12 protein-coding genes and 2 pseudogenes are annotated in these 13,196 nt (G+C 39.1%); 4 read left to right on the top strand and 10 right to left on the bottom strand.

Annotation, left to right across the window (positions count from 1 at the left end; genetic code table 11):
- Positions 1–24: 24 nt before the first annotated feature.
- From DW965_RS14150 to DW965_RS18970, 10 genes and pseudogenes are all read right to left on the bottom strand, one after another.
- Positions 25–246 (bottom strand): hypothetical protein, encoded by a 222-nt coding sequence (locus tag DW965_RS14150; RefSeq protein WP_002317729.1) that lies wholly within the window; start codon positions 244–246, stop codon positions 25–27.
- Positions 243–386, bottom strand: a complete 144-nt coding sequence (locus tag DW965_RS14145) for a DUF3789 domain-containing protein (RefSeq protein WP_002317730.1) — start codon at positions 384–386, stop codon at positions 243–245. The genes DW965_RS14150 and DW965_RS14145 overlap by 4 nt, the downstream gene beginning before the upstream one ends.
- A gap of 6 nt (positions 387–392) precedes the next feature.
- Positions 393–1,592, bottom strand: coding sequence for a MobT family relaxase (gene mobT / locus DW965_RS14140; RefSeq protein WP_002319753.1), 1,200 nt, complete (start codon positions 1,590–1,592; stop codon positions 393–395).
- A 250-nt stretch (positions 1,593–1,842) separates the two neighbouring features.
- Positions 1,843–2,247, bottom strand: coding sequence for a hypothetical protein (locus DW965_RS14135; RefSeq protein ID WP_002317732.1), 405 nt, complete (start codon positions 2,245–2,247; stop codon positions 1,843–1,845).
- Complete coding sequence (locus tag DW965_RS14130) at positions 2,244–3,635, bottom strand: FtsK/SpoIIIE domain-containing protein (RefSeq protein WP_002317733.1); 1,392 nt, start codon at positions 3,633–3,635, stop codon at positions 2,244–2,246. The genes DW965_RS14135 and DW965_RS14130 overlap by 4 nt, the downstream gene beginning before the upstream one ends.
- A 67-nt stretch (positions 3,636–3,702) precedes the next feature.
- Positions 3,703–4,314 carry a helix-turn-helix domain-containing protein gene (locus DW965_RS14125; protein WP_002317734.1) on the bottom strand — a complete coding sequence of 204 codons (612 nt, stop codon included), beginning with the start codon at positions 4,312–4,314 and terminating at the stop codon, positions 3,703–3,705.
- A 204-nt stretch (positions 4,315–4,518) separates the two neighbouring features.
- Positions 4,519–4,901 (bottom strand): annotated as a pseudogene (locus tag DW965_RS14120) (YdcP family protein).
- Between the two features lie 14 nt (positions 4,902–4,915).
- On the bottom strand, positions 4,916–5,242 hold the full coding sequence (locus DW965_RS14115) for a YdcP family protein (protein WP_002317736.1): 327 nt from the start codon (positions 5,240–5,242) through the stop codon (positions 4,916–4,918).
- Between the two features lie 234 nt (positions 5,243–5,476).
- Positions 5,477–8,534, bottom strand: a pseudogene (locus tag DW965_RS14105) (SrtB-anchored collagen-binding adhesin).
- 416 nt (positions 8,535–8,950) lie between these two features.
- On the bottom strand, positions 8,951–9,190 hold the full coding sequence (locus tag DW965_RS18970; protein ID WP_147398798.1) for a hypothetical protein: 240 nt from the start codon (positions 9,188–9,190) through the stop codon (positions 8,951–8,953).
- A 69-nt stretch (positions 9,191–9,259) separates the two neighbouring features.
- Here DW965_RS18970 and DW965_RS14095 point away from each other — a divergent pair, with 69 nt between their 5' ends.
- The 4 genes from DW965_RS14095 to DW965_RS19380 all read left to right on the top strand — a co-directional run.
- A complete protein-coding gene (locus DW965_RS14095) occupies positions 9,260–10,099 on the top strand; it encodes a glycosyltransferase family 2 protein (protein WP_117760625.1) in 840 nt (279 codons plus the stop codon).
- A gap of 17 nt (positions 10,100–10,116) precedes the next feature.
- The gene (locus tag DW965_RS14090; RefSeq protein ID WP_117509387.1) at positions 10,117–10,815 is read left to right on the top strand and encodes a glycosyltransferase family 32 protein; all 699 of its coding nucleotides are present in this window, start codon (positions 10,117–10,119) and stop codon (positions 10,813–10,815) included.
- Positions 10,812–12,032, top strand: coding sequence for a glycosyltransferase (locus tag DW965_RS14085; RefSeq protein ID WP_117509386.1), 1,221 nt, complete (start codon positions 10,812–10,814; stop codon positions 12,030–12,032). The genes DW965_RS14090 and DW965_RS14085 overlap by 4 nt, the downstream gene beginning before the upstream one ends.
- A gap of 166 nt (positions 12,033–12,198) precedes the next feature.
- Positions 12,199–13,196, top strand: a 998-nt coding sequence (locus DW965_RS19380; RefSeq protein ID WP_199681660.1) for a glycosyltransferase, incomplete at its 3' end; no start/stop codon positions are given.

The raw sequence follows: 13,196 nt of genomic DNA, 5'->3' as shown, positions 1-13,196 counted from the left end.
ATACCAGCACTACAATGAAAATCATTATGCACCGATAATCTTATTGAACAGTTCCAGCAACACGTCTTTTACACCGCCAGCATTGAACACCAATCCGACGGCAACAAGGGCAACCACCAAGAACCCAATGAGTTTTGAAAACTCACGTTTGAACCCTAAATAGATACCGATTACCACGATTGCCATTAACACTAATGACTGTGCGTTGCTTAAAAACCATTGATATAAATTTTGACCGAAATTCATTTAATTGTCCTCACTTTCTTTTCTTTGATTTCTTCCATGTGTCTGTCAGCTTCTTTGCCGACGCTTATAATACACATCAAGACTACGCCGATACCCATTCCAAGCGATACCAGCAGTAAGTCTTTTCCTAATTCCCACATTTTTCATCACTCCTTTTCCTTGACAATCATATCCTCAACCGTAGCGGTCTGTTGCTTGATTATCTGGTGGTGGCGTTCCGTCAGCCTTGCCTGCTGTTCAATCGTTTCCAAATAGTCGGTCTGATTGTCTTTGTCTATCTTTTTCAACATTTTCAAGGTCGGGGCAACCTGCCTTTGTAGCCAGTTGAGCGTCCGCTCCAATGTGTAAGGCTCAGGCTTTGTCGTCAGCTTCACGGGCGGTCGCCCCTCACCAATGAACCAAGACCAGCGGGCATTGGTTTTCCAGTCGCTTTTTCGCTTGTCTGGTTCTTTATCGGCAAAACGGATATACTGATTGATGATAGAAAAAGCAGTCTGCTCTGCGTCGTAATTCGTCAGCAGTTCCCGTACCGCATAATAGGCACGCTCATTTTTCAAACGTATCTCAAAGCGGTTTTTAATCGGGACTTCCTCAATCGGTATTCCCAGCTTTGCGTACTGTTCATAGTTCTTTTCATAACAGCAGAAGTACACTTCACTGGAAAATGAACCGATATACAGCGTATGCCCCATACCGCCTTTGTCCGCTTCGTTGTGCTTTACCAGCTCGCCAGAACCATAATTCTTAAAGGAACGGAATTTAGAGATACATTCTTCGTTTTCGCATTTCTTAATCAGTTCTGGAATATCCAGCAGTCCCGTTCTGTCATTGATTGCAAGGTCAAGGCGTTTCATCACGCCACCCTCAACCAAAGCGTCCATGAAGAAGTCATACCAGCTTCTTTCTTGTGCCAGCAGATAACTTTCAAACTGGCGACAGCCTTTGCCTTTCAGTTCCAGCAGGACGCCTTTTTCTTCATCAGCGGAAGTGTAGATAACCACGTCCCCGATATAGTAATGCTCCGTGTATTTGTAATGCCCGTAATCTTCATGGAGCATATAGTTGATATTCAGCTTTAGAATATCTTTGATGATGTGCTTTATATCCATTGTGGGAAAACGGATACGCACATAGTCGAACAGCAGGAACATAGGATTGTCGGGATTGAATTTTTCCACGGCTTCAAGGAGCTTGTGTTTCATATCCTCTGTCAATGTTACCCTGCCAGCTTCGATACGGCTTAAATGTTCTCGGCTGATACCAGCCATGATTGCAAGCCTTGTCTGCGTTACGCCGTAATCACAGCGTTTCTCTTTCAAGGCGGTTAGAAAATCAGTTTCATTCAGTTGTCATACCCCCAGTCGTGATATTTTTGTGATTTTGTGATAATTTCAAGGCTTTATCACAAACGGCGAAAGGTACGAAAAACCCTTATTTTATGCGGACTTGCAAAGGTTTTTGTGGAAGTTTCCGCCGTAATTGTGCCCCTCTGTTAGATAATGAGGGGCTTGTATATGCTGGCGTGGCTAACGCCACACCAGCAACGGCATACACGGTCTGGTTCGCTTCGCTGACCGTTCCTGCCGTTTCGGTGGACTATCCGCATACATTCATACCCATATACAAAACAATGAAGTCCATATCCTCGTTTTCGCACAGCTCTAAGGCTTCTTCGTCAAGCTCATATTCATGTTGCATACGCATAAATATGGATTTATCCATAACGATAAACTGATAACAGAACGTACAATTTAAGAACGTCATTTCTTCTTCAAGAGGAATTGAGAACAGTAACGGTAATTCCTGCTGTCTGCGTTCTGCTTTTTCCAATAGCTCCCTCATTTTCGCATGGTAACGCTCAATCGGGTATTCTTCTGATTGGTAATAGTCCATATCGCTGGAAAAATCCAAGTCATCAATGAAGTTGCCGAAATTTAGGCAAATCCCTTTTGTGCTTGCTTCTCCCGTTTCATTTCTTAATTCCATTTCCATATAACTCATAATGTTTTATTCTCCTTTTCTTGTTGTTCTGGCATGACTTGTCTTTGTTCTGCAAGCCTGCCGATTGTCTGTAAAAAATCATGTCCTTTTGGGACTAACGGCGTGTAAAATTCACTTATTACGCTTGTTCCCACATCACAATAGCCACGTCCTTTGATACGCTTCTGAAAAAACTGTTTCTTCACATCTGAACCGAACAGCATACCGTAACCAAGCTCACTGATACGCCCCAGTCCTACACGAAAGTTGAAGTTATCCCTTATCCCGTCCGAGAAATATTTTGCGTCTGGTCTTTGACAAGCGACGATAAGGAAATATCCTGCCTGCCGTCCCAGCATGACGATTTTCTTTAACTGGCTAAGTAGGCTCGTACTTTCTTTTATCCCAAGCATTTCAAAGAACGCCACATATTCGTCAAAGATTAAAAAGCAGGGTGGCAGTCCCAGATAGGCGTAGTTTTCGCCCGTCTTATAATCTGGGTGTCGCTTCATTTCCTCGCTTCGCTGTACCATGCCCTCATAAAACGAATTGACGCAATCTATCATTTCTTCTTTGGTGTGATACACATTTCCCATAACTGTTCCTAAGTCTGCAAGGTCAGCGTTCTTCGGGTCTAAGATGTAAAGGACAGCGTTGGTATGTAGTAGGGCTTCAATGAGCGTCAGCAGAAAATAGGTTTTACCGCCACCAGTCCCACCAGCAATCAAAGCGTGAGGGAGTGCGTCATATTCCCAGACAAGATTTTTCATCAGTCTAAGACAGCCGTTTTCTGCCCGTACTTCATCAATGGTAATACGGTTTGCTATCATGTCATAAAGCAGGGTGTATTCAATATATCCGTCATGTAAGGTCTTGTCGGTCAATTCACAATACAAGCCACTTTCCAATTTATCCTCTAACCGTAAAAGCTGGTCTTGATATTTTCCTAACGTAATTTCACAGCGGATATGGAGCAGTCCCTTTTCCATTTGATAATAAATCTTTGGAAACCAGACGATTTTTTCCCTTGATCTGCTTTGCAGGTCAGTGAAAAAACCGCTGTCTTGTACGGTATCAGCTTCATACCACTTATTTTCCAGTACCATTCGTGCCAGCTTTTGACGGTGTAATATTTTCTTGAAACTGTCATAGCAGAAACGATAATACAGAAGAGCGACCAATGCACAAACACCAGTCGCTATCAGTATGGTTATGAAGTTGTAAGGGGAAAGCGTCAAGCCGTTGTCTAACAAGCTGAAATGCTCCCAATCGGTACGCATGAGCTGTTTCATATTCAGTAGCAAAAGAACTGCCACGAATACAAACAGAAGTGTACCAGCACAGAAACGATATACTAAGCCTTTGTCGCTGGCTCTGATACGCTTTCCCTTGTATTTATAGAATGTCATAAATGCTCCTTTCTTTGCATGGAAAAAGCGGTCAATCGTAATGACTAACCGCTTAATGAACATAAAATTATTTTGCTTGCTTTTTTAGAATAGTATAACTTGCAACTAAAACCACGAAGAATAGTAATATGAAAGTTAAAGTATGAAATATTCCATTTGGATAAGGTGCTACCCAGCCTTGTTTGAAAACAAGGATAGAAATATATCCCGTAATCATAGAAATAGGCATAAAAGTAATCCCAATTATATTAAACCAACTTACATAAAATGTTGCTTTTTCTTCTGATAATATTCTTGCAATAAAATACCCAATAATTCCTACCGCTTGAATAATCATTGAACCTGCAACAACTTCCATTGTTTGCAATTCATACCAGCCACCAAAAGCACAGAGTAACCCAATAGCAACAAAAGCTGTTGATGAGATATAAAGTATTTTACTTGCAATCTCTTTACTCTTTTGTTCTTTATCATTAACTGGCTCAATGCCCTTTAGAATGTAATCAGTAGTTACTCCAAAAAAATCGCTCATTATAATTACTTTTTCTAAGTCTGGTGTACTTTGCTCACTTTCCCATTTAGAAACAGCTTGTCTTGAAACACCAACTTTATCAGCAAGTTCCTCTTGTGATATTCCTTTCGTTTTTCTTAAATATTGTATTCTGTCTGACATATTCATTTTTAGCACTCCTTTCTTCATGGTTATTGTACCAATATTGGCAGTTGCACAGCCACCATTTAGGAATGGAAATATGTCAACTGACAGTTGCAATCGTGTTTTTTGCGAAATATTCAAATATTTTTGATTATAAATCGTGCTTTCAACATATTCACATTATAACAATTTTTCACAATCGCTACAATGAAAACCTAATGTATCAACTTATTTCTTCGGTTGTCCCTGCGGTGTATGGTTCTGTGGATTGCCAGTTTGATTGCCTTTGTTCTTCAAGACAATATCATCAGCCTTGATATACCAGTCCACAACCACACCTCGATAGTTGGCATTTGCCACCGTATCGGCTACGGGATTGACAAGCTCCACCTCTGCATATACGGATATTCCTTGACTGGAATATCCGCAGGGATTGACACTTGTATCATGCGTTCCTGCACACTGCATTTTAAATCATAGGTTCTTCTTGTGATTTCCTCACTGGTTGAGCCGTCGTCGTTTTCTGCTCGCACCTCATGTCTAAGTGCAGAGAATTTCAATGTTCCGAATGTCTTTTCTTTGTCTAATACAATACCGTTTGCTAATCTCATAATCATTTACCCCCTTACTTGCTTTCCTCGACTGGCAACATATCATCAGCCGTTAAAATATAGTTTGTAAAGCCACGTCCTTTGACATTTTTACCGTCAGCGGTAATCTTCGGATTGATAAGTTTTACCCTCTGCTCTGGTTTAAAGTGCTTTTCGCCTGCTTTCGCTGGAATGGTTACGATAATGTCGTCGGCTCTCTGCACATCAGAGTACAAGTTATAGCTTCTTGATACGGGCATAAAGCGTCCGTTCAAGCGTTGCTGGTTTACATTGTTTTCCCCAGCAAATTCCAAGTTTCCAAAAGTCTGTGCCATGTTCGGCACTACATATTTTAATTCCATATTGTTTTACCTCGTTTCTTTCTGTTGTTTTGATTGATTTGTTCTATTTCTTATTCTGGCGGTTAAGGAAGTACCAGCAATCCCACAGATAGTAAAGGGTAAACTGTATGCTTCGCACCCTTGACTATCCGTGTTCTTGCAGGTTGTTAGCAGACAAGCCAGAATAAGAGGAAGTCTGCTGTTTGACAGCTTCGGTGGAGAACGTGATTTTTCTTTCATCATATCGTTACCGCCTTATGATTTTTTCACTTTACGGCGTTTGTAAAGATATGTTCCAGCCAGCCCAGCACCAGAAGTCAGAAGAAGTGCAAGCAGTCCGTAAAGGTTGGTACTGTCGCCCGTTTTTGGACTGTCTGTTTTCTTTGGTGTATCGGGTGTCTGTGGTGTTTCTGGCTTCTCTGGTTCTTTGGGTTCTTCGGGCGTTTCGGGTACTTCTTTGATAGTAACCGTCTGTCCGTCGTCCTCAATGTCTTTGTGTTCCGTAACCTTTTTCGGTTCATCTGGATTGCTTACATCATACAATTCTTCAAAGGTTACAAGCTGTTTACCGCCAAGAGAAGAAGCGTCAAAGGTAAAGGCAATCTCTACTTTCATGCTTTCTTTATCAGCGATAAAGGTATAGTCATTCTCTATACGTTTGCCGTCAATGATAAGCTCAGCATTTTCTTCTTTCAACATCTGCCAGCCTACAAGCTGATATTTTGTACCGATTTCCAAGCCCTCTAAAGTAACCGTATCAACGATTGTAACGTCTTTTCCTGCTTCAATCTCTTTGTTGCCGTCTTTATCGGTAGCGGTTGTATGTATCTTGATGATACGTTCGGTAATCAATACCGTTTGCCCGTCGTCCTCAATGTCCTTGTGTTCCGCAACTTTTACGGGTTCGTCTGGATTGCTCAAATCGTATAATTCCTCGAATGTTACCAGATTTTTACCGCCAAGCTCGGACGCATTGAATGTATAGGAAATTTCCACTTTCATAGCTTCATCATCAGCGACAAAGGTATAGTCATTTTCTACACGCTTTCCGTCAATGATAAGCTCGGCGTTTTCTTCTTTCAGCATTTGCCAGCCTACAAGCTGATACTTTGTGCCTTTCTTCAAACCGTCTAACTTGACGGTATCAACGATTGTTACCTCTTTTCCTGCAAGGATTGTCTTTTCGCCGTCCTTGCTGGTTGCTGTGGTATGGATTGAGATTTCTTTTTCGTATTCATCAGTCAAAGTTCCTAAATCAATCACACGATTATTTCTTGATACTACGATTTCAAATGGTGGGATAAGCTCAAAACCCTTATTGCTTTCACATCTCAATTCTTCAATGATGTAAGTATCATAAGGCAATGCCCCTTTGCTGTCGTCTGGTTCAGAAGTTCCAAACCACACACCGTCCTCACTGGTCTTTCCTGCGTTGGTATTGTGCTTATGACTAGCCCATTCAGCAGAAGTAGAGAACTGTCCGTTATCATCAGTTACCACGATATGACTTTCTCCCGTCGTCTTGCTTGTGATCCTAAACGGAACATCAGCAAGACGCTTGTGTGTTCCTGCACCGATTTTTACGCCCTCAATATCGCCACGCTTAATCTGATTGTAGATAGAATGGGTTGCGTCGGTTAAATCAACGATTTTTCCATTTTCTGTGATTGTAAAATCAATCGGTTTTGCACCGTCAGTCAAGTAACCGTCGGGAGCTTCACTCTCAACGATACGGAAGTTCCATAAGGTAAGAGGTCGGCAGAAGTAGAAGCGATACCCTCAATATCCGTATGGATTGTCTTTACCACTTCATTTTTCTTGTATAGCTTGCCCTCAACCAATACCGCATTATCATTTAAGGAAATGATGTCAAAGGCAGTATCTTTCAAGGTCGCACTTCCTTGTGGCTTTGTATCGCCAGTTTCTAAATCTCGTTTCTGAATTTTGACACCGCCACGGATAACCTTGTCTGATACGGAAAACTGGTTACTTCCAGATAATACGGCAAGGTTGCCGTCCTCGGTAATCTGTGTTACATATAAGCCTTTCATCTGTTCGGACTTATCGCCAGCCTGCATATATGCACCGTCCAATAAGTACCCGTTTGGAGCTTTTGTTTCCTCAACGGTTAGCGTTCCTAAAGGAAGAACCGCTTTTCCGTCCTGCATATAGAAGCTGTCGCCAGATACTTTGTATGCGTCAGCTAATTTTGTAACATAATGGACTGTACCGTCGCTGTCCTTTTCAGCGATTGTCTTTGTCGTCCATGTACGAGTAGCTTTTTCTGGAAGATTGTTCTTGTTGTAATAACCGTCATAATATTTCCATGTAAACTCCGCACCTGCCAGAGAAGCGTTCCCTTGTGGGTTGTCTTTCTGTGTTTCCATGTCGATTTTGAAAAGCTCAATCAAAGTGTCTGTTACTTTCGGTGTATCAGATACATTCAAGGTCGCTGTTTTTCCGACTTCTACCTTTAAGGAATAGACCGTATCATCAACCTTATATCCTTTCGGAGCGGATAATTCCTTGATATAAACTGTTCCTGCTTTGACCTCTACAATCTCTGTATTGCCGTTACTATCAGTCGTAAGGGTAGCAAGCTGTTTCGTGCAGTCTTTATCAGAAAAGACACCGTAAGTTGCACCAGCGATAGAGTAATTCCCGTTACCGTCTGTAATGCTGGCATTACTAGAAGATTTCTTCAAGGTGGCATTTCCGACGTTTAAGTTCGCCCAGAACTGTCCTAGTTCCTGCCCCTCGCCAGATAGATATAACCGCCACATTCATAACGTCCTTTATTCTCTTTGACAAAGGATTTCGCCCCTGCGAAAACTTCGTCCTGCGTTGCCTTTGGTATTTCATCATAAGAAGCTCGCACGTTGTCGCATTGCCAGCCCAGATGAACGCTTAATCTCTGCCAGACCACAAGCTGTCTTAAAAGGTAGGCGTGATTGTTGCTTATTCCGCTGTGGCTGTCTGTGTACTGTTTTACATATTCAATGGATAAGGCAACGTCGCTTATCTGGTCGGCAGTCATGCGTGAGCTTGCGTCAGTTCTGGTCTTATAGCCGTTCTTAAAATCTGTGTTAATGTCGATACAATAAGCGTCCTCGCCCTCAACGGTCAAATGCCCCTCATTAAAGGTAGAACCAATCGAACCGTCATTCATTACTTTTTCAACGATACCGACACGCTCATTGGATTGCGTCCAGTATTGCTTACTTTCTGCATGAACGGTTGTACTCGGTAAGGTGGTAACGACAGTCGCTAGGGCAAGTACGCCCGTACACAATCGTTTCAATATCTTTTTCATAAATCTAATGCTCCTTTCATTTTGGGTAATAAAATAGCCGTCCATAAAGAACGGCTGGAAATAGAAAAGGAACGTCATTTTTAGGAGTTCCATAGTCTATGAAATATTCAATTTTTTGTTGTTTCAATACTGATGTGCTGTATTCATAACTTCTTAAATCGGGTTAAATCAACGTATCAAGGCTCGCTCGCAGGTAGTAAATTAGTAGTAAAATGAATGTTTTGAACCCTTATAAAAGCGAATACAGCTAGGTTTTTAGGGGATAATTGGACTTTTTATTGTGATATTTACCAAATATTTGTAAATCAGTTTACAGATGGAATGAACAATATACTATCAAATACACAATATTCTAATATGGTAGCGGATTGGAAAGAGTGGGAAGATAACGGAACTAATCCGATCAGGGTATTTGTCTATTCCATTCCCATGATTTTATCTATTATTGGACGTAAGCAAATCAAAGAAGCAGACAATCCGGTAATTAATATTGTGACAAATTTCTCGATTTTGACCAGTGTAATTGCAATGGTGTCTATGAAAACTTCTGGAATATTTATAGGACGATTGATTTCATATGGATCTATGTATTCTGCATCCATTTTACTACCTTGGGAAATTGAAAATATTTTTACGAGAAATTCAACCATAATCATAAAAAGTGCTACTGTGTTAGGATATATTGGATTCTTTTATTATCAGATGCATTTTACATGGGGGCTTATATGAAAAATCCAGAAATTAGTGTAATTATGGGGATATACAATTGTGCAGATACGTTGTCAGAAGCGATTGAGTCTGTTTTAGGTCAGACGATGAGTGAATGGGAATTGATTATGTGCGACGATGGATCATCCGATGCAACGTCTGAAGTGGCAGAATTCTATATAAAAAAATATCCAGAAAGAATGGTATTGCTGAAAAATAAAGAAAATAGAGGACTTAACTATACCTTAAATCGTTGTTTAAAAATGGCAACAGGAAAGTATATTGCAAGAATGGATGGAGATGATATTTGTTTGCCAGAACGATTTGCGGTTGAGTATGAAATATTAGAAAAAGAAAAAGCAATTTCGATTGTAAGCACAGATATGGGGTATTTTGATGAGACAGGAATATGGGGGAATATAAGTCATCCTGAATATCCCAAGAAAGAGGATTTTTTGCATGGATCTCCGTTTTGTCATGCACCATGTATGGTGAGAAAAGAAGCATATGATGCGGTGAAAGGATATACAGAGAAAAAGCGTTTGTTGCGAGTAGAAGACTATCATTTATGGATAAAAATGTACGAGGTCGGATATAGAGGCAAAAATATTCCCAAACAGCTTTATCTTATGCGAGATGATAAAGCAGCATATAAGAGAAGAAAATTTCGATATAGAGTAAATGAAGCATATGTACGAGGAATGGCAGTGCGAAAACTTGGACTGCCGATAAGCGGATATCTATATGCGATACAACCAATTATTATAGGCATTTTACCTAAGGTGGTATATGACTATTTTCATAAAAGAAAATTGGAAAGTAATTCGAAAAAAAATAATGTGTGCAAAAATAAGTGATAGGAAGGGATGGATACATGATACCGAAGAAAATACATTATTGTTGGTTTGGAAAAGGGAAGAAATCCAAATTAGCTTTAAAGTGCATAAGGAGCTGGCGTCAGTATTGTCCAGAGTATGAAGTTATTGAATGGAATGAGGAAAATTTTGATATAGATATGAATGGGTATACGCGAATGTGTTATGCCGAAAAAAAGTATGCGTATTTAAGCGATTATGTCAGACTTTGGGTAGTGGAAAAGTATGGAGGAATCTATTTTGATACAGATGTAGAAGTAATTAGATCGCTGGAAGAATTGTTAAGAAATGATGCATTTTTTTGCTTTGAAAATAAGCAATATGTAGCTTCGGGATTGGGATTTGGATCTGTTGCACATGGAAAAGTGATTCAAGCGATGTTGAAAGAATATGAGATATTACTGGACGGGAAAAATGGAGTAAGAATGTGTCCGAAATTGAATACACAAGCGTTGGTAGCATTGGGGTTAAAACAGAATGGTAGAAAACAAAATGTGTGTGAAGCGGTAATATATCCTATGGATGTTTTGAATCCATATAACAGCGCTACCGGAAAATTAGAAAAAACAGAAAATACATTTTCCATTCACTGGTATGAGGCAACGTGGATGAGTAAACACTTAAAAATTCGTGGCATGATAACAAGACCAATACACAGAATATTTGGTGTAGATGTCTTTCAGAGGTTCCGCAAATGAAAAAGAAATTGCTAATTGTGTCTCATGCTTTAGAATTAGGTGGAGCAGAAAGAAGTCTTATCGGGTTATTAAATGCATTTGATTTTGAAAAATATGATGTAGATTTATTTTTATTACGGCATGAAGGGGAATTAATGAGAGAAATCCCATCAGCTGTTAATTTATTGCCAGAAATTCGCGCTTATACAGTATTAGCGCGACCGATAAAGCGGACTTTAAAGGAAGGACATTTCATATTAAGTATGGCAAGACTTGCGGGGAAAATGGCAGCGGCAAAATATAATCGAATACATAAATATACAGACAGTGATGTGGCGTTAGAATATAGTCATAAATATACTTGTCCATTTATGCCAAAAATTCAATCCAATGAAGTATATGATTTAGCAATCAGCTTTTTGACACCGCACTATTTTGTTGATAGAAAAGTACATGCAAAAAGAAAAATAGCCTGGATTCATACAGATTATTCTCGTATACAGGTGAATATTGCTTCTGAAACCGCAATGTGGAAGAACTATGATTATATTGCTTCGATTTCTGATGCAGTAACAGAGAATTTTCTTTCGGTTTTTCCTATGTTCAAGGAAAAGATTATTTTGATTGAAAACATCTTGCCGGAAGAATTTGTGAAAAAGCAGGCAAATGAATTTTTAGTGGATAAAGAAATGAATGCAAAAGGGATAAAAATACTATCTATTGGGCGATTCTGTAAGGCTAAGAATTTTGATAATGTACCAGAAATTTGTCAACGGATACGTGAAAGAGGGATGGATATAACATGGTATTTGATTGGTTTTGGCAGAGACGAAGAATTGATTAAAAGAAAAATTGCAGAAGCTAATATGCAGGAATATGTAAAAATTCTTGGAAAAAAAGAGAATCCATATCCATATATTCAGGCATGTGATGTTTATATACAGCCTAGTCGATATGAAGGTAAATGTGTTACGGTTCGTGAGGCTCAGATGTTAGGAAAACCTGTAATTATTACAAATTATGAGACAGCTAAGGAACAATTGGAAAGTGGTGTAGAGGGCATAATTGTACCTATGCAAAATCAGGAGTGTGCGGATCAAATATTTGATTTGCTAAATAATAATTGTCTGTTAGAGCAACTATCATTCAACTGTCAAATGAGAAAGTATTCAAATAAGGAAGAAGTGAAAAAAATATATCGTATATTGGAAAAGAGTAATTGTGTGGGTAAAAGGTAGAAATGGTGCAAAACAATTATAATAATGATGTTGGTTAGATATTATAGCTATCCATAAGTGGGAGTATCTGAGGGTGTTATATTGAGAGCAATAGTATGTTGCGATTTGTACAGGATATTTTATAGATGAAAATAAGGCAATTGATGTTGATAAGGGAGAAATTTCTATGCCTAAAATAAGTGTGATTGTACCAGTGTATAAAGCAGAAAAATTCTTAGCTACTTGCATAGAAAGTATTTTAAATCAAACATATGGCAATTTGGAAATAATATTAGTCGATGATGGATCACCTGATTCATGTGGAAAAATTTGTGAAAAATATGCTTTAAGTGATAGTAGAGTTAAGGTGGTTCATCAGAAAAATGCAGGAGTTGCTGCTGCAAGAAATGTAGGATTAGATTTAGCTGAGGGAGACTATGTAACTTTTGTTGATAGCGATGACTATATTCAACCTCAGATGTATGAAAAAATGATAAGATGTGCGGAACATAATCATTGCGATTTAGTAATGTGTGATTGTATAAAGGTATATTCGGATGGAAGAAAAACTATTTATTCTCACAATATTCGTGGCGGGTTATATGAGGAGAAACAATTGCATCAAGAATATTATCCTCATTTACTAATTACTCGTTCGATAGAATATCCTGCTACAATTTCCAACTGTGTGTGCATGGTAAAAAATATGCGACAAAGAATGCCACGATATGAGATTGGAATTCGATTTTCTGAAGATTGGTTTTGGGGATGTCAATTGATGCTTAGAATACATTCGTTTTATTATATGAAAGGACAAGCCTACTATATGTATAACTGCAGCAATCAAAGTTCAGTAACACATACATTTACGTCTGATAAATGGGACGATTATAAGGCTTTGTATGCACGATTCCAGGAAGAATTTGGTCGAAGCGAAATATATGATTTTAGGGATCAACTTGACAAGGTATTATTATTTTTTATTTATAACGCTATTGGGGATATATTCTGTTCGAGTGTTCTTACTATAGGTGAAAAAAAAAGAATGGTTAATAAAATATTATATGAAGATAGCGTTGCAACGGTGTACAAAGGGAACATAATAAAAAACTTAATAATGGACTGCCAATCTTACACAAAGTACCGCCCAAACGAGACTACGGGCGGTATTTTTGTATCATGGCG

This window comes from Blautia sp. AM47-4, from assembly GCF_003479865.1.
GTDB lineage: Bacteria > Bacillota > Clostridia > Lachnospirales > Lachnospiraceae > Fusicatenibacter > Fusicatenibacter saccharivorans.
The sequence above is the reverse complement of the archived record's forward strand: the minus strand, read 5'-3'. Positions and strand labels throughout refer to the sequence as shown.

Excerpts from the sequence above, each read along its gene's own strand:
- DW965_RS14150 (WP_002317729.1), bottom strand. The coding sequence starts at position 246 with ATGAATTTCGGTCAAAATTTATATCAATGGTTTTTAAGCAACGCACAG.
- DW965_RS14145 (WP_002317730.1), bottom strand. The coding sequence starts at position 386 with ATGTGGGAATTAGGAAAAGACTTACTGCTGGTATCGCTTGGAATGGGT.
- DW965_RS14135 (WP_002317732.1), bottom strand. The coding sequence starts at position 2,247 with ATGAGTTATATGGAAATGGAATTAAGAAATGAAACGGGAGAAGCAAGC.
- DW965_RS14130 (WP_002317733.1), bottom strand. The coding sequence starts at position 3,635 with ATGACATTCTATAAATACAAGGGAAAGCGTATCAGAGCCAGCGACAAA.
- DW965_RS14125 (WP_002317734.1), bottom strand. The coding sequence starts at position 4,314 with ATGAATATGTCAGACAGAATACAATATTTAAGAAAAACGAAAGGAATA.
- DW965_RS14115 (WP_002317736.1), bottom strand. The coding sequence starts at position 5,242 with ATGGAATTAAAATATGTAGTGCCGAACATGGCACAGACTTTTGGAAAC.
- DW965_RS18970 (WP_147398798.1), bottom strand. The coding sequence starts at position 9,190 with ATGATTATGGTTGAATTTCTCGTAAAAATATTTTCAATTTCCCAAGGT.
- DW965_RS14095 (WP_117760625.1), top strand. The coding sequence starts at position 9,260 with ATGAAAAATCCAGAAATTAGTGTAATTATGGGGATATACAATTGTGCA.
- DW965_RS14090 (WP_117509387.1), top strand. The coding sequence starts at position 10,117 with ATGATACCGAAGAAAATACATTATTGTTGGTTTGGAAAAGGGAAGAAA.
- DW965_RS14085 (WP_117509386.1), top strand. The coding sequence starts at position 10,812 with ATGAAAAAGAAATTGCTAATTGTGTCTCATGCTTTAGAATTAGGTGGA.